The organism is Nocardia albiluteola, assembly GCF_018860155.1.
Lineage (GTDB): Bacteria > Actinomycetota > Actinomycetes > Mycobacteriales > Mycobacteriaceae > Nocardia > Nocardia albiluteola.
Map to the genome: position 1 here is coordinate 80,685 of NZ_JAHKNI010000012.1, position 21,306 is coordinate 101,990.

Annotated in this window: 18 protein-coding genes, 3 pseudogenes and 1 riboswitch; of the genes and pseudogenes, 8 read left to right on the forward strand and 13 right to left on the reverse strand. The window is 68.5% G+C overall.

The features are described from left to right. Positions 1-5: 5 nt before the first annotated feature. Positions 6-1,226 (reverse strand): PucR family transcriptional regulator, encoded by a 1,221-nt coding sequence (locus KO481_RS30280; protein ID WP_215922074.1) that lies wholly within the window; start codon positions 1,224-1,226, stop codon positions 6-8. A 369-nt stretch (positions 1,227-1,595) separates the two neighbouring features. Between KO481_RS30280 and KO481_RS30285 the strand changes: the two genes are divergently transcribed. Beyond that, positions 1,596-2,591: an alpha/beta hydrolase gene (locus tag KO481_RS30285; protein ID WP_215921825.1), complete on the forward strand. Its 996-nt coding sequence runs from the start codon at positions 1,596-1,598 to the stop codon at positions 2,589-2,591. 242 nt (positions 2,592-2,833) lie between these two features. Here the strand turns inward: KO481_RS30285 and KO481_RS30290 are convergent, their stop codons facing one another. The 7 genes from KO481_RS30290 to KO481_RS30320 all read right to left on the reverse strand — a co-directional run bounded on the left by KO481_RS30290 (position 2,834) and on the right by KO481_RS30320 (position 8,982). Then, positions 2,834-3,646 carry an SAM-dependent methyltransferase gene (locus tag KO481_RS30290; protein ID WP_215921827.1) on the reverse strand — a complete coding sequence of 271 codons (813 nt, stop codon included), beginning with the start codon at positions 3,644-3,646 and terminating at the stop codon, positions 2,834-2,836. Between the two features lie 5 nt (positions 3,647-3,651). Next, the gene (locus KO481_RS30295; RefSeq protein WP_215921841.1) at positions 3,652-4,881 is read right to left on the reverse strand and encodes a diguanylate cyclase domain-containing protein; all 1,230 of its coding nucleotides are present in this window, start codon (positions 4,879-4,881) and stop codon (positions 3,652-3,654) included. A gap of 284 nt (positions 4,882-5,165) precedes the next feature. Next, positions 5,166-5,501 (reverse strand): histone-like nucleoid-structuring protein Lsr2, encoded by a 336-nt coding sequence (locus tag KO481_RS30300; protein WP_215921843.1) that lies wholly within the window; start codon positions 5,499-5,501, stop codon positions 5,166-5,168. Between the two features lie 361 nt (positions 5,502-5,862). Beyond that, complete coding sequence (locus tag KO481_RS30305; RefSeq protein ID WP_215922075.1) at positions 5,863-6,087, reverse strand: isochorismatase family protein; 225 nt, start codon at positions 6,085-6,087, stop codon at positions 5,863-5,865. Between the two features lie 30 nt (positions 6,088-6,117). Next, positions 6,118-6,591, reverse strand: a complete 474-nt coding sequence (locus tag KO481_RS30310; RefSeq protein WP_215921845.1) for a MarR family winged helix-turn-helix transcriptional regulator — start codon at positions 6,589-6,591, stop codon at positions 6,118-6,120. 213 nt (positions 6,592-6,804) lie between these two features. Continuing rightward, positions 6,805-8,559, reverse strand: coding sequence for an NRAMP family divalent metal transporter (locus tag KO481_RS30315; RefSeq protein ID WP_215921847.1), 1,755 nt, complete (start codon positions 8,557-8,559; stop codon positions 6,805-6,807). A gap of 246 nt (positions 8,560-8,805) precedes the next feature. Further along, entirely contained in the window at positions 8,806-8,982 is a 177-nt protein-coding gene (locus KO481_RS30320) for a hypothetical protein (RefSeq protein ID WP_215922105.1), read from the reverse strand. A gap of 317 nt (positions 8,983-9,299) precedes the next feature. Continuing rightward, a riboswitch (M-box (ykoK) riboswitch) is annotated at positions 9,300-9,468 on the reverse strand. A gap of 203 nt (positions 9,469-9,671) precedes the next feature. On the opposite strand from KO481_RS30320, the gene KO481_RS30325 reads away from it, so the two are divergent. Further along, positions 9,672-10,664, forward strand: a complete 993-nt coding sequence (locus tag KO481_RS30325) for a cation diffusion facilitator family transporter (protein ID WP_215921849.1) — start codon at positions 9,672-9,674, stop codon at positions 10,662-10,664. 54 nt (positions 10,665-10,718) lie between these two features. After that, positions 10,719-11,687, forward strand: coding sequence for a cytochrome c oxidase assembly protein (locus KO481_RS30330; protein WP_215922076.1), 969 nt, complete (start codon positions 10,719-10,721; stop codon positions 11,685-11,687). A 45-nt stretch (positions 11,688-11,732) separates the two neighbouring features. Here KO481_RS30330 and lexA read toward each other — a convergent pair whose 3' ends face one another. Then, positions 11,733-12,482 carry a transcriptional repressor LexA gene (gene lexA, locus KO481_RS30335; protein WP_215921851.1) on the reverse strand — a complete coding sequence of 250 codons (750 nt, stop codon included), beginning with the start codon at positions 12,480-12,482 and terminating at the stop codon, positions 11,733-11,735. Between the two features lie 272 nt (positions 12,483-12,754). Here lexA and KO481_RS30340 point away from each other — a divergent pair, with 272 nt between their 5' ends. Together KO481_RS30340 and nrdR are read left to right on the forward strand one after the other, a co-directional pair. Beyond that, positions 12,755-13,264, forward strand: a complete 510-nt coding sequence (locus KO481_RS30340) for a LysM peptidoglycan-binding domain-containing protein (RefSeq protein ID WP_215921852.1) — start codon at positions 12,755-12,757, stop codon at positions 13,262-13,264. 125 nt (positions 13,265-13,389) lie between these two features. After that, positions 13,390-13,887 (forward strand): transcriptional regulator NrdR, encoded by a 498-nt coding sequence (gene nrdR, locus KO481_RS30345; RefSeq protein ID WP_215921854.1) that lies wholly within the window; start codon positions 13,390-13,392, stop codon positions 13,885-13,887. A gap of 95 nt (positions 13,888-13,982) precedes the next feature. On the opposite strand, the gene KO481_RS30350 is transcribed toward nrdR, so the two are convergent. Then, positions 13,983-14,669 (reverse strand): methyltransferase domain-containing protein, encoded by a 687-nt coding sequence (locus KO481_RS30350; protein ID WP_215921856.1) that lies wholly within the window; start codon positions 14,667-14,669, stop codon positions 13,983-13,985. A 28-nt stretch (positions 14,670-14,697) separates the two neighbouring features. On the opposite strand from KO481_RS30350, the gene KO481_RS30355 reads away from it, so the two are divergent. Further along, on the forward strand, positions 14,698-15,105 hold the full coding sequence (locus KO481_RS30355) for a helix-turn-helix domain-containing protein (RefSeq protein WP_215921857.1): 408 nt from the start codon (positions 14,698-14,700) through the stop codon (positions 15,103-15,105). Between the two features lie 39 nt (positions 15,106-15,144). Here KO481_RS30355 and KO481_RS30360 read toward each other — a convergent pair whose 3' ends face one another. Then, positions 15,145-15,579, reverse strand: a complete 435-nt coding sequence (locus KO481_RS30360; protein ID WP_215921858.1) for a nuclear transport factor 2 family protein — start codon at positions 15,577-15,579, stop codon at positions 15,145-15,147. Positions 15,580-15,675: 96 nt separating this feature from the next. Here KO481_RS30360 and KO481_RS30365 point away from each other — a divergent pair, with 96 nt between their 5' ends. Continuing rightward, on the forward strand, positions 15,676-16,164 hold the full coding sequence (locus KO481_RS30365) for a MarR family winged helix-turn-helix transcriptional regulator (RefSeq protein WP_215921859.1): 489 nt from the start codon (positions 15,676-15,678) through the stop codon (positions 16,162-16,164). Positions 16,165-16,296: 132 nt separating this feature from the next. Here KO481_RS30365 and hrpA read toward each other — a convergent pair. Beyond that, positions 16,297-18,381: pseudogene (gene hrpA, locus KO481_RS44890) on the reverse strand (ATP-dependent RNA helicase HrpA); the annotation flags it as partial. 489 nt (positions 18,382-18,870) lie between these two features. After that, positions 18,871-20,916 (reverse strand): annotated as a pseudogene (locus KO481_RS44895) (helicase-related protein); the annotation flags it as partial. Positions 20,917-21,066: 150 nt separating this feature from the next. Here KO481_RS44895 and KO481_RS30380 point away from each other — a divergent pair. Next, positions 21,067-21,216 (forward strand): annotated as a pseudogene (locus KO481_RS30380) (Pr6Pr family membrane protein); the annotation flags it as partial. Positions 21,217-21,306 lie beyond the last annotated feature (90 nt).

Here is a 21,306-nt window from a genome sequence, read left to right on the forward strand (position 1 = left end):
TCCGTTCAGCTGCCATAGGTTCGGGCGACCAGCGCCGAGCGCAGATACCACAGCCCGCTGGCCTGGGTCGGATCGAAGCCGGTGAGCTGGCCGATGCGTTTGAGCCGGTAGTCGACCGTATTGGTGTGCACATGCAGCAGCCGTGCGGTGCGCTGGCGATTGAGATTGTGCGCGATGTGGGTCCGCAGCGTCTCGAGCAGTTCGGGGTGCTCGTCCAGCGGCTCGAGCAGCGCGCCGAGATATTCCCGGCCCGGCCCGGGGCGGGTCAGCTGATATTCCAGGGCCAGTTCGTCGAAGCGGTACAGCCCGGGCTCGGACCGCAGCCGCTGCACCATGTCCAGCAGTTGATGGGCCTGGTCCGCGGCGGTCGGGATGTCCGCGGCGGCGCTGGCGACGACCGCCGCGGTGATCGGAACCCGGGCGGCGCGCGTGAGCCGCGCGACGAGTTCGGCCAGGGCGTCCGCGTCGAACCGGCCCGAGGGGATCAGCAGGGTGCCACCGTCCACCGAGAGCAGCGACAGCAGCGATTCGCCGCAGCGCAGCGCCAATTCGGCCTGCACCCGCCGCAGCTTGCGGCGGGCCACCACGGTGCCGTCCAGCATCGGATTGGACTGCTCGGGATGCGCCGGAATCGCCACCGCCAGCACGTCGTACCGCTCGGCGATCTCGATTCCGCATTCGCGGGCCATGGTGGAGGTGGGGTGCCCGCCCAGCAGCGCCGAGGTCAGGGTGTGCACCGCGGTGTGATGCTCGCTGACCGCGGCCCGCAGCTCGCGCACATAGGCGACGGACACCGCGGTGGTCATGGTGTCGAGCATCTCGACCACGCGCTTGGCGCCGTGCACGAGGCTCTCGTAATCGTCGGCACCGAGGGTAAGCACGGTCCCGGCCGGCACCTCGGCGGCGCCGACCGCATGCCGGAGCGCCGGGCCGGTGACCAGGTCCAGGCCGATCTTGAAGCCCTCGTGGATGGCGTGGTGGATGGTGTTGATCGGCACGCCCTCGCGGGCCCACTGCCCGGCGGCATCCTCGAGCCGCTCGGTCTTGGCGCGAATGTCCTTGCCGTCGAGCATGCTGACGGCCAGCTCGAGGCAGGTGCGCGTGATAGTGGTTACGTCACCGGCGATGGCATCGCCCGGCAGCGTGCCGCACGGTGCGACATTCTCGACGAAGTGGCCAACCATCTGCCGGGACAATGCCCAGACATCCTTGAGCGGCAGCGACATCGGGCGACCGGCCATGGTCAGGGGAGCGGAGATGGACACCTGCGTACTCCTTCAACCCCCGGTTACCGCTTCCCCCGTTACTGCAGTGCCATCACCGTAATCGTTCCGAGACCGGCCGTGACGAGTTTCCCGGACGGTAGTGACGTTTGGGAATGTGGTGCCTCACAGCCATAGTGATCGTTCACAACGATGCCGCGGCCGCCTGTGTGGTGGGCCGGTGCGATACGGACCCGACGCGAGTGATCTCCGTCGCGTTTGGGGTGGCGGCGGAACCGCGAGCGGTAGCCCGATCGTTGCGACCATGGTCCCCCGTCCCTCGTGGCGGGCGGACCGCGGACAGTGTCGAACGCAGAACCGTGAGGCGGCGGTATGAACGATCACAGAATTGCGGCGATTGGGCGGTGTTGTGCTGTCATTCTGGCCGCGGGGCTGGCACTGGTTTCCGGGCTGGCGCGCGCGGACGTGCGGCCCGCCGCGACGACAGGCGACGGCTCCCACATCGACCACACGGTGCCGATCGACGCCCGCCGGTCCACGGTGTACGTGTATTCGGCCGCGATGCACCGGGTGATCGCCCTGGATGTCATCCGCGCCGCCGACACCAGCGTGCCGCGCCCGACGCTCTACCTGCTCGATGGTGCCGAGGACGGCATCGGGCCGGGCGGTCGCGAGACGTCGTGGGAGACCGAGACCGACGTGATCCCCTTCACGGCCGACAAGAACGTCAATGTGGTGACCGTCCTGGACGGCCGGTACTCCTATTACACCGACTGGCAGGCCGAGGATCCGGTGCTGGGCCGCAACAAGTGGACCACTTTCCTGACCGAGGAATTGCCCGCGGTCGTCGACGCCGCCTACGACACCAATGGGCGCAACGCCATCGCGGGGGTCTCGATGTCGGCCACCTCGGCCCTGGCGCTGGCCGAGGCCGCGCCCGGTCTCTACCGCAGCGTCGGCTCGTTCAGCGGTTGCGCACAGACGAGCACCGATCCCGGTCGCCGGTACGTGCAGGCCGTCGTCCTGTCCGGCGGTGGCAACCCCTGGAACATCTGGGGCCCGGACGGCGCTCCCGGCTGGGTGGCCAACGATCCCTCGACCGACGCCAATCTGGCCAAGTTGCGCGGGACCAACCTGTACATCAGTGCGGGCACCGGCGGCCGCGACGCTACGGGCGTGACACCCGCCGCGGGCGGCGCGCTGGAATCGGTCGTTTCCGGCTGCACCCGTCGGTTGCAGGCGTCCATGAGCCGGTTGGGCATTCCGGCAACCTTCCAGTACGTGCCCGGCGGACAGCACTCCTGGCCGTACTGGCAGCGGTCGCTGCACGCGGCGTGGCCGGGATTCGCTCGCTCCCTGGGAATCTGACGCCGTCCACCGTCTCCGAGCATCCGGTGGGCGAACCGATCCCATCCGGCGAGCGTGCCGCGCCGAATACCTGAACAGGATGTCCGGCCCGCCGTGACGTGCGGTCGGCGGCCCCGCCGGACCGGCGAAACACCGTGGAGACGAAAGGATTTCGATAGATGATTCCGCATTTCATCCATCAGCTCAGCAGTGCCTTCTCGACCTTTATCGGCCAGCTCCTGGTTCCGTAGTACGGCCCGGTATCAGTTTCTGCGGGCGATGCCCGCGTAGCCGTCCAGCGGCCGGATCTCCGGCATCGGCTCGTCGGGGTCCGGCCGCCACTGCGCCAGATACACCAGGCCCGGGTCGACCAGCGTGAGATCGCCCAGCAGACCGGTGATTTCGTCGTGGGTGCGCAGCCGGTCGCCGCGGCCGGTGACCTGCTCGGTGACCGCGAGCATCCGGTCCAGCTGTTCGGGCGGGCCCTCGTTGGTCAGATGGGACACCGCCAGATGGCTTCCGGGCGCCATGATCTCGCGCAGCCGGTCGAACAGGTGCTGCGCCACCGTGTCGTCGGTGACGAAATGCAGCACCGACACCAGCAGCACCGCGATCGGGCGATCGAAGTCCAGGAACCCGGTGACCTGGGGTAATTGCAGTACGGCATCGATGCGGGTGAAATCCCCGTGCGTCGCCGTGGCATTCGGGTTATCGGCCAGCAGCCGCCGGCTCATCGTCACCGCCACCGGATCAATATCGACATACACCACGCGCGCACCGGGGACTTCGCGCTGCGCGATCTCGTGCACATTCCCCACCGTGGGAATGCCGGACCCCAGATCCAGATACTGATCGATGCCCTGTGCGGCAAGGAATCCCACCGCCCGCTGCAGGAATGCCCGATTTGCCCGTGCGGTACGCGGAATCTCGGGAATGATCCGGCTCATCCGCGCGGCGATTCGGCGATCCACATCGAAGTTGGCGAAACCGCCCAGGAGGTGATCGTAAATCCGTGCGGGGCTGGGAATATGGGGATCGATATCATCGGCGGCCCAGTCCGGTAGCAATGGTTGCACGGGGTTCATCGTAGGCCGGTCAGGCTGCCCCCCGCCGTGATGTCGATGCTGTGCAGCACCCAGCGGTTCGGGCCCGCCGCCTTGGCCCGGTACAGCCCGGCGTCGGCAGCGTCGAGCAGCTTCTCCGCATCGGCGCCGGACACCGGGGTGACCACCGCACCAATGCAGGCCGAGATCGTCAACCGGTGCTCGTCCACCGGGATGGGATCGGCCAGCGCGCTCAGCAGCGCCTCCGCAACCGCCGAGACCCGCACCGCATCGCACGGCGGGGCGAGCAGGATCACGAACTCGTCGCCGCCCACCCGGGCCAGGGTGGCTCCGTCGGCCGCCGCGGCCAGCCGGCTCGCGACCGCGGCCAGCAGCCGGTCGCCGACGCCGTGGCCGTAGGTGTCGTTGACGGCCTTGAAACCGTCCAGGTCGATGAAGCCGAGGCCGATCCGGTCGTCCGGATCCGCGTCGACGATGATCTGCGCGAGCGTGTCGACCAGCTGACGGCGGTTCGGCAGCCCTGTCAGCGGATCGTGGCGGGCCTGGCGCCGCAGTTCGGCCTGCAGGGCGCGGCGCTGGGTGGTGTCCTCGCCGACGATCAGCAGGTAGGCCGCGCGGCCGCCGGCCTCGGGGACCAGGGTGATGGCCCAGGCCGCCCAGCCACTGCTGCCGTCGGCGCGGGTGTAGCGCAGCTCGAGGCGCACCGTGCCGGATCCGGCGGCGAACAGCTCCTGGAAGATGCGGGACTGCACCTCGTCGTGATCGTCGGGATGCACCAGCTCGGAGACCGGCTGTCCGCGCAGCCCCGCCAGCGGCTTCCCGACCATTGCGGCCAGGGCCGGATTGGCGTCCACGACTCGGCCTTGGCTGTCGCCGATGCCGATGGCGATAGCGGCATTGTCGAACACCACCCGGAACCGCGCCTCGGCCGCATTGCGGGCATCGGCCATCGCCGCATGCAGCATCTCCTGATGGCGGGCGCGGGTGGCCAGCAGTTCCTCGGTATAGCCGCGGGCCAGCTCGCCCAGCGCGGGGATCAGACGATTGCCGTGCGGTGCAATCAGATCCGCGAGCGGGGCCAGCGCGCGGGCCGTGCGCGAGAGCACCTGCGGATCGGTGAGATTCGCGTGGACCAGCCGCGCGCCCACCGCGGCGGCCGCGTTGGTGTCGAACGATTCGCCCGACAGGGTGGCGACCAACTTGTCGATCAAATCGGAGAGCAGCTGTTCGAGTTCGCGTTGGGACATGGGTACGAAGCCGGTATCCGCGACCGCGCTACGCCACCGGCTGGCGAGTTCCGCGATTCGGTGATCTCGTATCAAACCCACCCCCGCTCAATCCGACGTTGCGACTTGCGGGAACGACGTGTTGCCGAACCAGAATTCCAGGTTACCGTGTCGGTCCAAACTGTTCGCGGCGACCGGGGTTTCGGGCGTCGGGGCGGGCCGCCGCACGGCCGCCGGAGCCGGTGAAACCACGAAGCCCCGGAGGTCTCGGGACCGCCGGGGCTCGGGAGAAAACGCTGCTGGGGCTACTTGTTGGCTTTGTGATATGCGGCGACGACTTCGGAGGAAATTCGGCCGCGGGCCGACACGGTGTAGCCGTTTTTCTTGGCCCATTCCCGGATGGCGACGGTTTGCTCGCGATCGGCGGCGGACTTCGGGCGCGCGGAGGCTCCCGCCTTCAACCGGCCCACCTTGCGCGCTTTATCCGTCCACGGCTCGAGGGAGCCGCGCAGCTTGCCGGCATTCAACGTGGACAGATCGATTTCGTAGGCCACACCATCGATCGAGAACTGTACGGTCTCATCCGCTTTGGACTTACCGTCGTAATCGTCGATGAGTGTGACAGTGACCTTCTTGGCCATCACTGAGCCCTTTCGCACGGACACGGATCAACTCGGATTGCATATACCGTACAGCAACGTCATGGAATGCAGCGAATCCAACGCTATTCGGCGTTTCTGACCGGGATTCTCGGGAAAGGGTGTTAATGATTCCGGCGGGTGCTGGAATTGTCCGGCGCGGGAGGATTCGGATATGTGAATGCGGTGTTGTCGGTGCTGGTGAGGCCGTTGCGCCCGATCCGTGCGCGTCGGGCGGGCGCGTGAGCCGGGGCTCGGCGCGGGGATGCGGGAGCCGGTGCCGGAGTGTGCATTTCACCGCCGTGCGCGTTCAACCGGCTCGGCGCCGTGGGTCCGGGCGTCCCCATCGCGTCCGGGCGATATATCAGCGGGGCGCCGAGACAAGGGACAGAATCTCGGCGGTGGTGGCGGTCTCGCCGAGCCGGGGGAAGATCTTGGTGACGCTGTGCTCGTGGGAATCCGCATCGCGGTCGCCGCAGGCGTCCGTCGCGACGGTGACGTGATATCCGTGCTCGTGTGCGGCGCGGGCGGTGGATTCGACGCCGATGCTGGTCGCGATTCCGCTCAGCACGATGCCGGTGACGCCGATGTCCTCTCGGGGCTACTTGTTCGGTGGGGCTCAGGGTTCGAGCAGTCGCCGCAGCAGCGGAATCGCCGCGAGCAGCGAATCCTGCTCGGCGCGGCTCAGCTTTTCCGCCATCGAGCGGGCCAGCCAGTCCTCCTTGGCGGTCCGGACCGCGGCGAGCTGCTGCTCGACCTCGGGGGTGGCCGACAGCAGCACCTGCCGCTGATCGGTCGGGTGGGGGCTGCGCTCGACCATGCCGCGCTCCTCGAGTGCGGCCAGGGTGACCCGCATGGATTGCGGGCGTACGTTTTCCGCGCGGGCGAGCGCGGCCACGGTGGCCGGGCCGTCGGTGAGTAAGCGGTCCAGCACCACGCTCTGGGAGGGGGTGATCTCCATCGTGGAGTGGGCCGCGCGCAGCTGGCGCAGGATGCGGGCGAGTGTGACCCGCAGTTCGGTGGCGGCGGCCGCGAGCTCGGCGGCGGACCGGGTCTCGCCGGGGTGCGCATCGTGCTCAGGGTTCGCCGCCATGAGCCCAGTATGAAATATAGCAGATAAACTTGCAAGTTTTGCTGTCATATTCAGGACGGCCGGGCTCAGGGGCGTCATGTGTGGGACAGTCTGGCCGAAAACGGAAACAGCCTGGTAATGCACCGCCCATTGCGATACATCACCAGGCCGTATGTCGGCCGATCCATCCGGGTATCCCCGAGTCCGTGCGCCGGGCGGATCGGCCCGCCTGTGTTATCCGGTGATCTGCTGGAAGATCTTCACTCCGACCAGCAGGACCGCGATGAGCAGGTAACCGCGCAGCGCGATCATGCCCGCCATCCGCAGCGAGGAGAACGCCGGCCGCTCCAGGGCATCCAGCGCGGGGGTGCGCCAGGTGTCGCGGTCCTGCGCGAGCACCTGCTTGCGCTCGGCGCGGCTGAGCTTGGTGTCGTCGAGCTCCTCGATCTGCTCGGGGTCGAGCCCGCCCAGCTCCGCCGCGGTGCGCTCGGCAGCCTTGCGGTCGGCGCGCCGCTTGCCGAGCGCGACGGTCACGCCGCCGAGCACACCGACCAGCACACCGATGCCGAAGCCGATCTCCAGCGTGCGGGTGGAGGTGTTCGGGAAGAACGTCGTCGTGGTGAGCGCCAGCGACAGCAGCACGAGCGACCACACGATGATGCCCGCCATGATGTTCTGCCGCGTGGTGTTCACCCACGGGCCGAGTACCGCCTTGTCGTTGCACAGCAGCACCAGGAACACCGTCGCCGAGGGGAGCAGCACCCCGGCCAGCGCCTGCACGCCCTGGGTCAGCAGCCCCAGCACGTGATCGGGGCTGAACGCCACCGCCGCGGCGATGCCCAGCAGAACCGCGTAGCCGATGTAGAACAGCGGCGCCTCGGTGATCTTCCAGTGCAGCGAGTGCCGCTTGCCCATGGTGTCGCCGAGGGCGTAGGTGGTCGCCAGCCCCACCGCGTTGGCGCCGATCAGCGAGGCGTCCAGCAGCAGGATCGCGAACAGCGCGCCGGCGCCCTGCCCGAGGTGGTCGTGCAGGCCCTTCGCCACCGCACCGGCATCGGTGAAGTTGCCGATGGCGCTGGGCCCCAGGCCGAAGGCGGCCGCCGCCATGATCGCGATCGCGCCGACCATCACCACGACGATGCCGACCCACAGGTCGATCCGCTCGAACTTGATCCAGCGCGGGGTGATCCGCTTGTCGACGATGTTGGACTGCTGGAAGAACAGCTGCCAGGGCGCGACGGTGGTACCGACGATGGAGACGATCAGGAGCAGCAGCGTGGAGTTCAGGCCGCCGGGGAACGACGGGATGATGCCCTTGGCGGTGGAGGCGATGTTCGGGTGCACCATGAACGCGAGCGGGAACATCACGATGTTGATCGCGATCAGCCCGAACAGGAACCGCTCCCAGCGCCGGAACGAGCCGCCCGCGACCATCGCGAACAGCAGCACTGCGGCCAGCGGAATCGAGACGGCCCGGGGTACGCCGAAGTAGTTGAGCGCCATGGTGACACCGATGAATTCGGTGACGATGGTCAGTGCGTTGACGATGAACAGGTCGCCCACGCTGAACGCGCCCCAGAACTTACCGAAGCGGGAGAAGATCAGCCGGGCGTGCCCGACGCCGGCGACCGCGCCGAGGCGGACCACCATCTCCTGGTTGACGTAGAGCACCGGGACGAGCAGCGCGAGGGTCCACACCAGCGCCATGCCGTAGTTCTGCCCGGCCTGCGCGTAGGTCGCGACGCCCCCGGCGTCGTTGTCGCCGACCATGACGATCAGGCCGGGGCCGATCACGGCCAACAGCATGCGGAACCGCTGCCAGCGGGTGCGGCCCTCGATGGTGTCGTGCTGCCCGATGCTGCCCAGGGCGCCGACGATGTCGCCGACGTGGGCGCTGTCCATCACGGCGGTGCCCGCCGTCGCGTCGGATGCGGGTGAGGTGACGGTGGTGGTGCCGCGGCGGGTCGCGCCGTTGGAGAAGAAGGCCATCGCCGTTCCCTCCTTCCTCGAATATGTTGCTGTGCTGCAAAATTCGTACGCCGTGACAATCGCTGGCCGACGCGTTGACGGCGCGGGAATTCCCGGTGGGGCCGCGCTGAGGTGTTCATCGCTGGTCGGGCCCGGGCATCGTTGCCCGGGCTTCGGACGCGCCGGATACGTCGGCGAAATTTACTGTCGGCGTACCGGGATGGGTTGCGGCGCAGGCATTTCCGGCCTGCCTCGCGAAGGGGGTTCCTACCGGTGGTAGGAGTGCCCGCCGAGGGATGCGGTGACCACCGCGAGCGGGGTCTGCGCGGCGCGCAGGTTGTGGCGCTCCTCGGGGGTGAGGTTGTAGCGCGCCCGGACGCGGCGAGCGGACTCGCCGAGGGCGGCCATCATCGAGTTGCGGCGGGTGAAGGTGTTGAAGGTCATGACCTTGCTCCTTGCGGAAGGCCAACTGCCGCAACTGATTTCACGCCCGTCTGATCGCACGGAAACCGGCATCGACCCACCCGCCGACGGATGTCGCAGGGGGTGCCGATGGCTGGTTTCTGCTTGCGGTCAGGCAGGGATGATGTCGCAGCAAGTTGGGAACGAAACGGGTTTTCGATCCGGACTCGGATACGGACTATCGCCGGACATTGGTCGTCCCTCACCTCCTTGCTGCCAGGACGCACGCGCACGTCGTTACTCGAGTCAGCGCCACCACGAATGAGAGGGGAGATGAAACCCGGCCTCGAACGACCGAGTGGGCACCCCTCTCGTCAGAGCTTCGGCACTGAACGACGTATCCCGGATGGGAAGCCACTTCGGATCACCCCTTAATCCGGGAAGATCTGTCCTAACCCTGGGCGTCTCTCGACGTCGTCGGATCAGTGGCCTGTGTTCGAACAGGAGCCTCGCCTAGCGAGGTGCTGACCACGAAATGGTCAACCATTTCGCCTGAGATGTCAAGTTGACCGCACCATATGGCGAAAGATTTTGTCCCGCAACCGCTTTCGCATACCGACCGGAAGGTTCACTTCGATAGGGGAACTCGCCGGAAGCAGTCTCCTTGCATACATAGCGATGTGTGCATATTATCTGAAAACGAAGCCAGACGTGACGAAAGGAGCATGCCCATGGGGGCAGGACACGCCCACGGCCACGCGCACGGCGGCGGCCACGCGCACGCACATGCCACACCGGACAGCGACCGTCGCTGGCTGGCCGGGGCGCTGGCGGTGATCGTGGCGTTCATGCTCGGCGAGGTGATCGTCGGTATTGCCGCCGGTTCGCTGGCGTTGCTGTCCGATGCCGCTCACATGCTGACCGACGCCGCCTCCATCGTGCTGGCGCTGTGGGCGATCCGCCTGGCCGCGCGGCCCGCCGCCGGGCGGATGACCTTCGGCTGGAAGCGGGTGGAGATCCTGTCCGCGCAGGCGAACGGCCTGACTCTGCTGCTGCTCTCGGCGTGGCTGGCCTACGAGGCCGTGCGCCGGCTGCTGTTTCCGCCGGAGGTCGCCGGCACCCTGGTGTTGATCACCGCGCTGGTCGGGGTCGTGGTGAATCTCGCTGCGACCTGGATGATTTCGCGCGCCAACCGGACCAGCCTGAACGTCGAGGGTGCCTACCAGCACATCCTCACGGACATGTTCGCCTTCATCGCGACCGCGGTCGCCGGTGTGGTGATCGTGACCACCGGATTCGTCCGCGCCGATGCGATCGCGACCCTCGTGGTGGTCGCGCTGATGGTCAAGGCGGGGGTGGGCCTGGTCCGGGCATCGAGCCGGATCTTCCTCGAGGCCGCGCCCGCGGATCTGGATCCCACCGCGATCGGCCAGGCCATGGCCGCGCGCGACGGCGTCGTCGAGGTGCACGACCTGCACATTTGGGAGATCACCTCCGGCTCGCCGGCGCTGTCCGCGCACGTGCTGGTGGAGCCCGGCCGCGACTGCCACGCGGTGCGCCTGGATCTGGCGCACTGGCTCGAGCACGACCATCACATCGAACACGCCACGCTGCAGGTCGACCACGCGCAGCCGGAAGTGATCGCGCTCGGAGCCGATATCGCCGCCCACTGTGAGGACGCTCACGGCCCCGCGCATCGCAACCCCCACGTGGTTGGTCACTGAAAAATCCGCGGGTGGATACTGGCAGCCGTGGGATGGATCGAGACGCCGCTGACCATGCAGTCCGTGTTCGAGTCCTGGCGCTGGGACACTTCGACGGTCGTGGTGACCGCGGCGCTCGCGCTGGGATACGTGGTGGCTCGGTCGCGGGCGGCGAGGCGCGGTGCGGCGACCCAGCCCGCCGGGCGGGTGGCGCTCTTCGGAGTGATGGGCCTGGCGCTCTGGCTGCTCACCGGGATCAGCGTGGTCGGGGTCTACTCGGACACGCTGATGTGGGTGCGGGCGCTGCAGATGCTGCTGCTGCTGTATGTGGTGCCGTTCGGCTTGGCCAGCGGCCGGCCGCTCACGGTGCTGCGCGATGCTCTCGGCCCGGTGGGTCAGGCGCGCCTGGACCGGCTGCTGGACTCGACGATCGCCCGCGCGGTCACCTTCCCGCTCGGCCCGTCGCTGGCGATGCTGGCCGCGCCGTGGCTGTTGTATCTGTCGCCCTGGTACGAGATCGTGCTGCGGAATTCCGCGGCCGACGCGCTGACGCGAATCGTGCTGGTGTGCATCGGTTTCGTGTACTTCTACTCCCGGCTGCAGGCCGATCCGGTGCCGCACCGGTATTCGCAGGGGCTCTCGCTGCTCATCACGATCTTCGAATCCCTGGCCGACGGAATCCTGGGCATCGTGCTGTGGTGGGGCCCACTGATCGCGGTCGGCTACTACACCGCGGTGGGGCGGCACTGGGGTCCGGACCTGCGGATGGATCAGACCATCTCGGCGGGCATCATCTGGGTGCTGGGCGATGTGCTCGGGCTGCCGTACCTGCTGTCGCTGATGCGGGCATGGGCCTCGGACGAGCGGCGCAAGGCCGCCGAGCTCGACGCGGAACTCGATGCGGCCGAGGCGGACTCGCCCGCGTCTGCACCACGGCGCAAGTTCAGCCGGAGCGCGGCCGAGCCCGAGACGGGCGAGGCCGCGGCGACCAGCGGCCTGTGGTGGGAGAACGATCCGCAATTCCGGCAACGCTTCCGGAGGTGAGCCCAGCGGGGCAACCGGGGTTGCCCCGCAGGGCTCTCGCCGTGCTCAGATCTTGCGGATGACCGTGACCACTTTGCCCAGGATTTGCGCATCGTTGCCCGGGATCGGCTCGAACAGCGGGTTGTGCGGCAGCAGCCACACCTCCTTGCCGGTGCGCTTGAACGTCTTGACCGTGGCCTCGCCCTCGATCATCGCCGCGACGATATCGCCGTTGTCGGCGACGTTCTGCTGACGCACCACGACCCAGTCGCCGTCGCAGATCGCGGCGTCGACCATCGACTCGCCGACGACCTTGAGCAGGAACAGCGAACCCTCGCCGACGAGCTCGCGCGGCAGCGGGAACACGTCCTCCACCGCCTGCTCGGCCAGGATCGGGCCACCGGCGGCGATCCGGCCCAGCACCGGCACATAGGTGGGGATCGGCTGATCGGCCGCGGCCGGCTCGCCGGGCACGGACCGCAGGGCGGTGACCCCGGCGACCGCCCGCACCGCCGTCTCGTCCAGGCCCCGGACATCCACGGCGCGTGGGCGATTCGGATCGCGGCGCAGGTAGCCCTTGCGCTCGAGCGCGCGCAACTGGTGCGCGACAGAGGAGGTGGAGGTGAGCCCGACCGCGTCGCCGATCTCGCGGATGCTCGGCGGATAGCCGCGCTCGCTCACCGAGGTGCGGATGACTTCGAGCACCTTGCGCTGGCGCGCGCTGAGATCGGCTCCGGTGCCGGGCGATTCGACATCGTCGCCCGCGGGGACGGGATCGTCGCCGGCGTCGTTTCCGTCTACGGTGCGCTCTCTCATGCTCGCACCTCTCCGACGCTCGCTCCGCTTCGCTCACTCACGGTCGTGGTCCTCCCGTTCATGGGTGTGCTTGATCCTCCTCGCCCGGGCCAGTCCGGTTTCGTGATCCGAATGTAGTCCGCTCGCCGCCAGGTTTCAAACATCTGTTCGACGCATGTTGCGAAGGTGGTGACTTTGTCAGTGGTGCGTGGTAGAAATCGAACACCAGTTCTTCGAACACATGATCGAATCCCGGATATCCATCCTGTTCACCGTCCCTGGAGGTCTGTCCGATGCGCACCACGATCAGCGAATTCGATGTCACCACAACCGATCCCGCCCGCGTTGCCGCGCCGCGCGGGTTCCGGCCGTCGGGTCCCGCGGCCCGGCCCGCCGGGGCGGCCCGCGGCGTGGGCGCCCGCCGGCCGGGTCCCGCGCGGCCCGCATCGGCCGGCGTACGGTACGGCCACGCACAGGTCCGGGCCTCGCGCGTGCCGCATCCGGCCGTGCAGGTGGAACGGGCGCGCTTCGGATTGGCGAGCCTCGCGCTGGCCGCGCTGCTCAGTGCGGCGGCCGTCTGTGGATTGCTCGAGCTGGGCCAGCTCCGCTCCGGCGTCGTCGCCGCCCCGCAGACCACGGTGGTGCAGGTGCGGGAGGGGGAACCGCTCAGTGAGGTGGCCGCGCGGGTGGCGCCCGGGGTGCCGGTGCAGGATACGGTGCGCAAGATCATGCAGCTCAACGCATTGCAGGGCGCGCAGGTGGCTTCGGGTAGCACGCTGATCGTGCCGGTATCAGGACGGTAATCCCCGTGCGCCGCGGCGGCTTCGACGCCGCATCCGAGTCCATACAGTCCGGCAGGTATCCTCAACAGTGCTGTGAAAATACAGCATGGCTATGGACGACTGCAGGCATCGACGAAGGAACTCGGATGCATTGCCCGTACTGTCGGCACCCGGACTCCAGGGTGGTCGACTCGCGTGAGGCCGAGGAAGGCACGGCCATCAGGCGTCGTCGTGCCTGCCCGCAATGTGGGCGGCGATTCACCACCGTCGAGAACGCGATCCTGTCGGTGGTCAAACGCAGCGGTGTCACCGAGCCGTTCAGCCGGGAGAAGGTGATTCGCGGCGTCCGGCGCGCCTGCCAGGGCCGCGAGGTCGACGACGATGCCTTGATGCTGCTGGCGCAACAGGTCGAGGATGCGGTGCGCGCCACCGGATCTCCCGAGGTGCCCAGTCACGAGGTGGGCCTGGCCATCCTGGGCCCGCTGCGCGACCTCGACGAGGTCGCCTACCTACGCTTCGCCTCGGTCTACCGATCCTTCAGCTCCGCCGCCGATTTCGAACACGAGATCGCGGATCTGCGCCGCCGCCGCGCCGATAGTGAGCGGGCGGACTCCGAGCACGCGGTGGCCGCGGCCAAGGACTGAGGTCGCGGCCGGACTCTTCCTCGGCCGACGGTCCGTTCGAGGGATTTCCGGGTGGCCTGGCGAACGCTCGAACCGTCGTACGGACGGCGGACGGCTCAGTCGGCGCGGGTTCCGGAGGCCAGGAAGATCGGGACCGCGACGAACAGCCGGTCGTTGCGTGCCCGCGCGGCTTGTTCGTCGAGCCAGTCGCCTTCCGCGATGTTGGCGAGCACCGGCAGGACCGCGGCGTCCGTCCACACCACGGTATGAACGTCTACTGTGACGTCGGTAAAGCCGTTGTCCAATAACAGGTTCCGATATCGGCGGGCGATTCTGGGGCTGGGCATGCGATCCGCACGGGCGTGAACGAGCGCGCGGACGAGTTCGGGATCGTCGGAGTCGATGACGAAGGTGTCCCAGTCCTGCCCGGTGAGCACCGCGCGCCCGCTTCGGGCCAGCACACGGCGCGCCTCGGCGATCGCGCGCTCGGGTTCGCTGAGGGCGTGCAGAACCTTGTCGGCGCGGTACCCGGTCACCGAGCCGTCGTCCAGGGGCAGCGCGGTGGCGTCGGCGACATGGAATTCCGCTGCGGGCCAGCGTTGGGCGGCGATCTCGATCATCGCGGGATCCAGGTCCAGACCGATGGCCCGGACCCCGCGGGCGGCGAGCTCGCCGACGGCACGCCCGCCGCCGCAGCCGACGTCGACGACGGTGTCGCCGAGGCCTTCGTATGTTCGCAGCCGCAGATCGCGGGCCTGCGGACGGTCGTCGAGGGCGTCGAGGAGAGACAGCAACGTGGACATGGTCGTCAGTGTGCGACTTAATGTGCACATGAAGTCAATCGGCGAGGCGGCGGCCCTGTTCGGGCTGCCCGCACACGTGCTGCGGTATTGGGAGACACAAGGACTGCTGACACCCGCCCGCGCGGGTGAGCGCCGCCGCTACACCGATGCGGACCTGCACCGGGTGGCGGCGATCCTGATCTCGAAGGACGCCGGCTTCGCACTAGCGGACATCCGGACCATGCTGACCGCCCGGTCCGCGTCCGCCCGGGCCGAGGTGGCGGCCCGGCATCGCGAGCGACTCTTGGCCCGGATCGCGCGGGCCCAGGCCGCGCTCGACCTGCTCGAGGGCGATTGCCCGCACGAGGACATCATGACGTGCCCGCATTTTCGGGCGCTCCTGTCCGACCGGCTGCGTGGTGGTGCGCAAGCGGTTGACAGTGAACCCGACTCCTGATTGGTGTCGCGGATTCTTCGGTGCGGCAACGGGAATCGGCTACAAGGCTCGGTCGAGGGCTTCGGTCAGCGCCACCGGGGTGATCTCGAGACGATCGAAGCGCCAGCCGTTTTCGGTGCGGCGCGCCCCGTAGTGGTGGACTCCGGCCGCGACGGCCGCGGTCTTGTCGTCGATGACGAACACCGCGATGTCGTGAGCGCGCACCGTGGCGGTATCACCGTCGAGGTCGATGACGAGGTTGGCCTTGTTGTGCAGGGTTCGCGCATAGGTGTCGCGGCCCGTGCGCACGAGTCCGAGAAGGGCCTCGATGCCGCTGGCGTGTCCGCGGGGAGAGGTGACGAGGACATCCTCGGTGAAGATCCGGTCGGTCTCGTCGAACCGGCCCTCATCGATCCACACGCTGTGACGCGCGATCAGGTCGGTGAGTTCGGCGCGGTCGGCGAGATCGCGGATCAGGGTTTCGGTGCTGGTCATCGTGGGCTTCCTTCATCTGTTCGGAGCGCTAACGTTTGTGCCACTAACGAATCTAGATCGTTAGTGACACTAACGCAACCGGGGTAGGCTGTCGTCATGGAGACCAGCGACGACGACCTGCGATTCGATGAGGGTGAGCAGACTCCCGCGCGGCTCAAGGGGCAGCTTTCTCGCCTCGTCGGATTTACTGCCGCCCAGACGCACCGCGTGGCGGGCGACGCCTTGCGCGCGGTCGGGGCCCACAAGGACCACTTTGTGGCGCTCGCCGCGCTGGCCGAGTTCGGCGCCGCGAGCCAGGCGGTGCTTTCCGGACGCACCCGGATCTACAAGAGCGACCTCGTGTCGGTTCTCAACGACCTCGAAGACGGTGGCTGGGTTCGCCGGGCCCTCGACCCGGCCGACAAACGACGCAACGTCATCACCATCACCGCCGCGGGCGAACGCCACCTTGCCGAACTCGATCGTGTCCTGGACGGCGTCAACGAGCACATCATGGCCCCGCTCGACCGCGACGAACGCGCGCAGCTGTTCGATCTGCTCGGCCGCGTCAACGCCCACCTCGCCAACCCGCCCCGCCACGGCTGATCCCCAAGCTCGCATCGACCCAGCACGCGGGAAATCATCACGGCCTCAGTAATTTTCGCACGGGGGTATCTCAGACCGGAGGTGACCCGAGCGTGGCGACGATGCCGCAGGCGAGGTCCGCGTATCGCGCGCTCAGCGGGACGGGCGCGCGGGCGCCGTGCGGACCGCCGTGATCGTGCGTTCGATTCGCTTGGCGGACACCGGGTACGGTGTGCCGAGCTGCTGGGCGAAGAGGCTGACGCGGAGTTCCTCGATCATCCACCAGATTTCGGTGATGTCGCGGCCGGTGCGACGAGCCTCGGGCAGGGACTCGAGCAGCCGCTGGTAGGCGGCATGGACGCGGTCGAGCTCGGCCATGCCCTGGTGATCGCGGGGCGCCGAGGCCGGTAGTGCCTCCAGGCGCAGCGCGGCGGCCTGCAGATACCGGGGCAGCTCCCGCAGCCGGGCCGTGCCGAATTCCGTGGCGAATCCCGCGAATACGAGTTCGTCGAGTTGTTGCCGGACATCGTCGGCAATCTCCCGGTCGGCCACGCCGGTCAGCTCCGCGCGCACCCGATGTGCCTGTGCCAGCACGGGGACGATCAGCTTCACCACCTCCGCCACGGCGGCGCCGAACCGGGGGCGAATCCGCTCCAGCAAGGCGGCGAACTCACCCGGATCGCGGACCGGGCCACCGAATTCGGCGATCAGCTCATCGGCCGCGCAGGCGCGGCAGTCCTCGATCAACGCCTCGAGCGAGCCGGACGGATTCTGGCTCAGGGCAAGCCGATCGGCGGGCCGCAGGCCCGCGGTGGCGGTACGCGCCGAGGAGGGCAGCTGATTCAGCAGCAGCACACGGGTTCCGGTGCGCATCGCGGCAGCCTGCGCGGCGGGGGAGGGCAGCACCCGGACGGCCACGCCCTCGCCCTCGGGCACCAGCGCCGGATAGCCGGTGATGGTCTGCCCGCCGACCTCCCGGCGCACCGTGGCCGGCAGGGCGCCCAGCGATTCCGAGGTCCACACCGCGGCGGGCGGTCGCTCGGCGGCCGCGGTCGCACGGGACACCGACTTCGAGACCTGGTCGGCCAGGCGGGATTTCAGCCCGGCAAGATCCTTGCCGCGATCGACGATCGTGCCGTCGGGTGTCGTCGCGGCGAAGGTCATCCGGAGATGGTCGGGCAGCGCCGCGGGATCCAGATCGGCGGGCCGGATGGCGACCGAACCGAGCTGGGACAGCTCCCGGGCCAGTCCGGTGCGCAGGGGTTCGGCGCGGGGGGTCAGCCGCGCCAGCGCCGCGCGCGCGTAGTCCGGCGCCGGAACCACCACGCGGCGAAGATGTTTCGGCAGCGTCTTGATCAGCGCGGCAGCCAGTTCCTCCCGCATGCCCGGCACCAGCCAGTCGAAGCCGACCGCCCGCACGTGGGCCAGCTGGGCGACCGGAATATGCGCGGTGACACCGTCATCGGCCTGCCCGGGCTCGAATTGGTAGGTGAGCGGGAAACTCAGCTCACCCTGGCGCCAGCTGTCCGGGTACGCGGCCGGATCCAGCACGGCCGCATCCTCGTTCACCACCGTCGAGGCGGTGAAGTCCAGCAGACTCGGATCGGTGCGCTGCGCCTTGCGCCACCAGCTGTCGAAATGCCGGACCGAGACGATGTCGGCGGGAATACGCCGGTCGTAGAACTCGAACAGCACCTCGTCGTCGACCAGAATGTCGCGACGCCGGGCCCGGTGTTCCAGATCGGCCACGTCCTCCAGCAATTCGCGGTTGCGCGCGAAGAAATCGTGCCGCGTCTGCCATTCGCCCTGCACCAGCGCGTGCCGGATGAACAGTTCTCGCGAGAGCTCGGGATCGATCCGCCCGAAGTCGACGCGCCGCTGGGTGACGAGCGGAATCCCGTACAGCGTGACCCGCTCGTAGGCCGCGGCCGCGCCCCGCTTGATCGACCAATGCGGTTCGGAATACGTGCGTTTGACCAGATCCCCGGCCAGCCGCTCGGCCCATTCCGGCTCGATCCGCGCCGCGGTGCGCCCCCACAGCCGCGAGGTCTCGACCAACTCCGCCGCCATGACCCAGCGCGGCGGCTTCTTCGCCAGCGAGGACCCGGGGAAGATCATGAACTTGGCGTTGCGCGCCCCCAGGAATTCCCGCGTCTCGGCCTCCCGCACGCCGATGTGCGACAGCATCCCGGCCAGCAGTGCCTGATGAATGGACGTGACATCCCAAGGGAGCGAATCGGACTCGGAATCCACCGCGAGAATGGCTGCACGCCCGGTCCGCTTCGGATCGCCCGCCCGGGCGGATCCTCCGCCGGTGCGTCCAGCGTCGATGTATCGTCCCGAATCCTGGTCGCCATGTCCGGCGCTGTTTCGCCCGGATTCGCCGGCCCGGCGGTCGGATTCGATGTTCCGCTCGGAAGTTCTCCTGTTGCTTCCGGAATTCACGTGGTTCCCGGCTCGGGAACCGGTACGTCCGGATTCGCGCTCGGCACGGTCGGTTTCGCCGCCGCCGCGAGAATTTCCGGTGTCGCGCCCGGCTCGGCCGCTGCGCACCGGCTCTCCGCTACCGCGATCGGATTCGCCGTTGCCGTGCGCCGATCCGCGGTTGCGCCGGGATCCCGCAGGGCTTCCCCGCCCGTCACTGCCGCCGCGATTTCCACCGCGCTCGGCCTGGGCCTCGGAAGTCACTGCCGCATCGCCGGACTCCTCGCGGTCCCCATCCGGATGCCAGCCCAGACCCCGGGTGATGGTGCGGAGCTGGCCGTGCAGGTCCTGCCATTCGCGGATGCGCAGGTAGTGCAGGAACTCGTCGCGGCACATGCGCCGGAACTGGTTGGAGGACAGGGACCTTCGCTGCTCGCGCAGGTAGTCCCAGAGGCGCAGGTAGGCCAGGAAGTCCGAGCCCTCGACGGTGAACCGGGCGTGCTTGGTGTCCGCGGCCTGCTGATGCTCGACCGGGCGCTCGCGTACATCCTGAATCGACAGGGCCGCGACGACGACCAGCACCTCGGGCAGGCAGCCGCCGCGCTGGGCCTCGACCAGCATGCGGGCCATCCGGGGATCGACCGGGATCTGCGCCATTTCCCGGCCGATCGGGGTCAGCATCAGATCCCCGGGCTCCGCTCCGCGCCGCGGGGCATCGTCGCGCCGGGCCAGCGCTCCCAGCTCCTCGAGCAGCGCGATGCCGTCGCGGATGGCGCGGCCGTCGGGCGGCTCCACGAATGGGAAGCCCTCGATATCGCCCAGCCCGAGAGCTGTCATCTGCAGGATGACCGCGGCCAGGTTGGTGCGCAGGATCTCCGGCTCGGTGAACTGAGGCCGGGCGTCGAAGTCGTCCTCGCTGTACAGCCGGATGGCGATGCCGTCCGCGACGCGCCCGCAGCGCCCGGACCGCTGCCGCGCGGAGGCCTGGGAGATCGGCTCGATCGGCAGCCGCTGCACCTTCGTGCGCATGGAATAGCGCGAAATACGAGCCGTGCCGGGGTCGATCACATAGCGGATGCCGGGCACCGTGAGCGAGGTCTCGGCGACGTTGGTCGCCAGTACGACGCGCCTGCCGGTGTGTGGCTCGAATACCCGATGCTGTTCGGCCGCAGACAGTCTCGCGTAGAGCGGCAGAATCTCGGTGCGCGGCAACCGCATATCGCGCAGGGAGTCGGCGGTGTCGCGGATCTCGCGCTCGCCGGACAGGAAGACCAGGATGTCGCCGTCCCCCTCGGCGAGCAGCTCGCGTACCGCGTCGCCGATCGCATCGGTCGGATCGCGGTCGACGATCTCGGTGTCCTCGTCGTCCGGATCCTGGGAGGTCACCGGAATCTCCAGCGACAGTGGGCGATACCGCACCTCGACCGGATACGACCGGCCCGAGACCTCCACGATGGGCGCCGCATTGCCCGCGTCCGACCTCGGCTCGGTCTGCGTCCCATCGGACTCGCCCGCGGCGGTTCCGGGTTCGGCACCCTTATCGTCCGACTCCGGCCGGAGAGCCGATTCGCTTCGTGGGGAGGCGTTCTCGCCGACGCCGGTTTCGGAGCGCCCGGAACCGCTTGGTGCCGGGGCGGTGTCCGGCGTGCTCCCGAAGTGCCGCGCGAACAGCTCCGGATCGATGGTCGCGGAGGTGATGATCACCTTGAGGTCCGGCCGCCGGGGCAGCAGCTGCTTGAGGTATCCCAGCAGGAAGTCGATATTGAGGCTGCGCTCGTGCGCCTCGTCGATGATGATCGTGTCGTAGCGGCGCAGCATCCGGTCGCGCTGGATCTCGGCGAGCAGAATGCCGTCGGTCATCAGCTTGATCAGCGTCCGGTCCGAGGCCTGATCGGTGAAGCGGACGGTGTACCCGACCACATCGCCCAGCTCGGTCCCCAGCTCCTCGGCGATGCGCTCGGCGACGGTGCGGGCCGCGAGGCGCCGCGGCTGGGTGTGGCCGATCGTGCCGCGGATGCCGCGACCGAGCTCCAGGCAGATCTTCGGGATCTGCGTGGTCTTGCCCGACCCGGTCTCACCGGCGATGACGACGACCTGGTTGGCAGCGATGGCCGCGGCGATATCCTCCCTGCGCGCGGAGACCGGCAGCTGCTCGGGATAGACGATCGCGGGCACGGCGGCCCGGCGCGCGGCGATGCGGCGTTCGGCCGCGGCGATCTCGGTTTCGAGGTTGCCCAGATCGCCGCCGCGGGCCTTGTCCAGCCGCCGACGTAACCGGTATTCGTCGCGGATCGAGAGTTCGGCCAGGCGTGTGCGAAGCTCACGAGCTGTGGTGGCGGTCCTGGTCATTGCGCCGACAATCCTAGCGAAGCCGGGCCCCCGACCGGGCATCGCGGGTGCCGTCCGAGGTAGCCATGCGTTGCCTTCCGTGTGGTGGGCCGTTGGCGACGGACCGCCGGGCCATGGTCGGATCATGGTCGGCGAGGCAGGGACGCCCATCTGGCACGTATCGCGCGGTTCGGCTTCGGGGTGCTGGGACTCGTTGCGCTGGTATGGATTCCGTTCCGGAGCAACGGTGCGGCCTCCTCGCTCGCCAACTATCTGAGCTACTTCACGATCGAGTCGAACATCCTCGGTGTGGTGGTGTTGCGGTGTTCGGGGTGTACAGCCTGGTGATCCTCGCGGTGGTCTTCGCACTGCTCGCGGCGGCCGTTCTACTCGCAGGTAGGCTGGCGGCGC

Excerpts from the sequence above, each read along its gene's own strand:
- KO481_RS30280 (WP_215922074.1), bottom strand. The coding sequence starts at position 1,226 with ATGTCGCTGCCGCTCAAGGATGTCTGGGCATTGTCCCGGCAGATGGTT.
- KO481_RS30285 (WP_215921825.1), top strand. The coding sequence starts at position 1,596 with ATGAACGATCACAGAATTGCGGCGATTGGGCGGTGTTGTGCTGTCATT.
- KO481_RS30295 (WP_215921841.1), bottom strand. The coding sequence starts at position 4,881 with ATGTCCCAACGCGAACTCGAACAGCTGCTCTCCGATTTGATCGACAAG.
- KO481_RS30300 (WP_215921843.1), bottom strand. The coding sequence starts at position 5,501 with ATGGCCAAGAAGGTCACTGTCACACTCATCGACGATTACGACGGTAAG.
- KO481_RS30310 (WP_215921845.1), bottom strand. The coding sequence starts at position 6,591 with ATGGCGGCGAACCCTGAGCACGATGCGCACCCCGGCGAGACCCGGTCC.
- KO481_RS30315 (WP_215921847.1), bottom strand. The coding sequence starts at position 8,559 with ATGGCCTTCTTCTCCAACGGCGCGACCCGCCGCGGCACCACCACCGTC.
- KO481_RS30320 (WP_215922105.1), bottom strand. The coding sequence starts at position 8,982 with ATGACCTTCAACACCTTCACCCGCCGCAACTCGATGATGGCCGCCCTC.
- KO481_RS30325 (WP_215921849.1), top strand. The coding sequence starts at position 9,672 with ATGGGGGCAGGACACGCCCACGGCCACGCGCACGGCGGCGGCCACGCG.
- KO481_RS30330 (WP_215922076.1), top strand. The coding sequence starts at position 10,719 with ATGCAGTCCGTGTTCGAGTCCTGGCGCTGGGACACTTCGACGGTCGTG.
- lexA (WP_215921851.1), bottom strand. The coding sequence starts at position 12,482 with ATGAGAGAGCGCACCGTAGACGGAAACGACGCCGGCGACGATCCCGTC.
- KO481_RS30340 (WP_215921852.1), top strand. The coding sequence starts at position 12,755 with ATGCGCACCACGATCAGCGAATTCGATGTCACCACAACCGATCCCGCC.
- nrdR (WP_215921854.1), top strand. The coding sequence starts at position 13,390 with ATGCATTGCCCGTACTGTCGGCACCCGGACTCCAGGGTGGTCGACTCG.
- KO481_RS30350 (WP_215921856.1), bottom strand. The coding sequence starts at position 14,669 with ATGTCCACGTTGCTGTCTCTCCTCGACGCCCTCGACGACCGTCCGCAG.
- KO481_RS30355 (WP_215921857.1), top strand. The coding sequence starts at position 14,698 with ATGAAGTCAATCGGCGAGGCGGCGGCCCTGTTCGGGCTGCCCGCACAC.
- KO481_RS30360 (WP_215921858.1), bottom strand. The coding sequence starts at position 15,579 with ATGACCAGCACCGAAACCCTGATCCGCGATCTCGCCGACCGCGCCGAA.
- KO481_RS30365 (WP_215921859.1), top strand. The coding sequence starts at position 15,676 with ATGGAGACCAGCGACGACGACCTGCGATTCGATGAGGGTGAGCAGACT.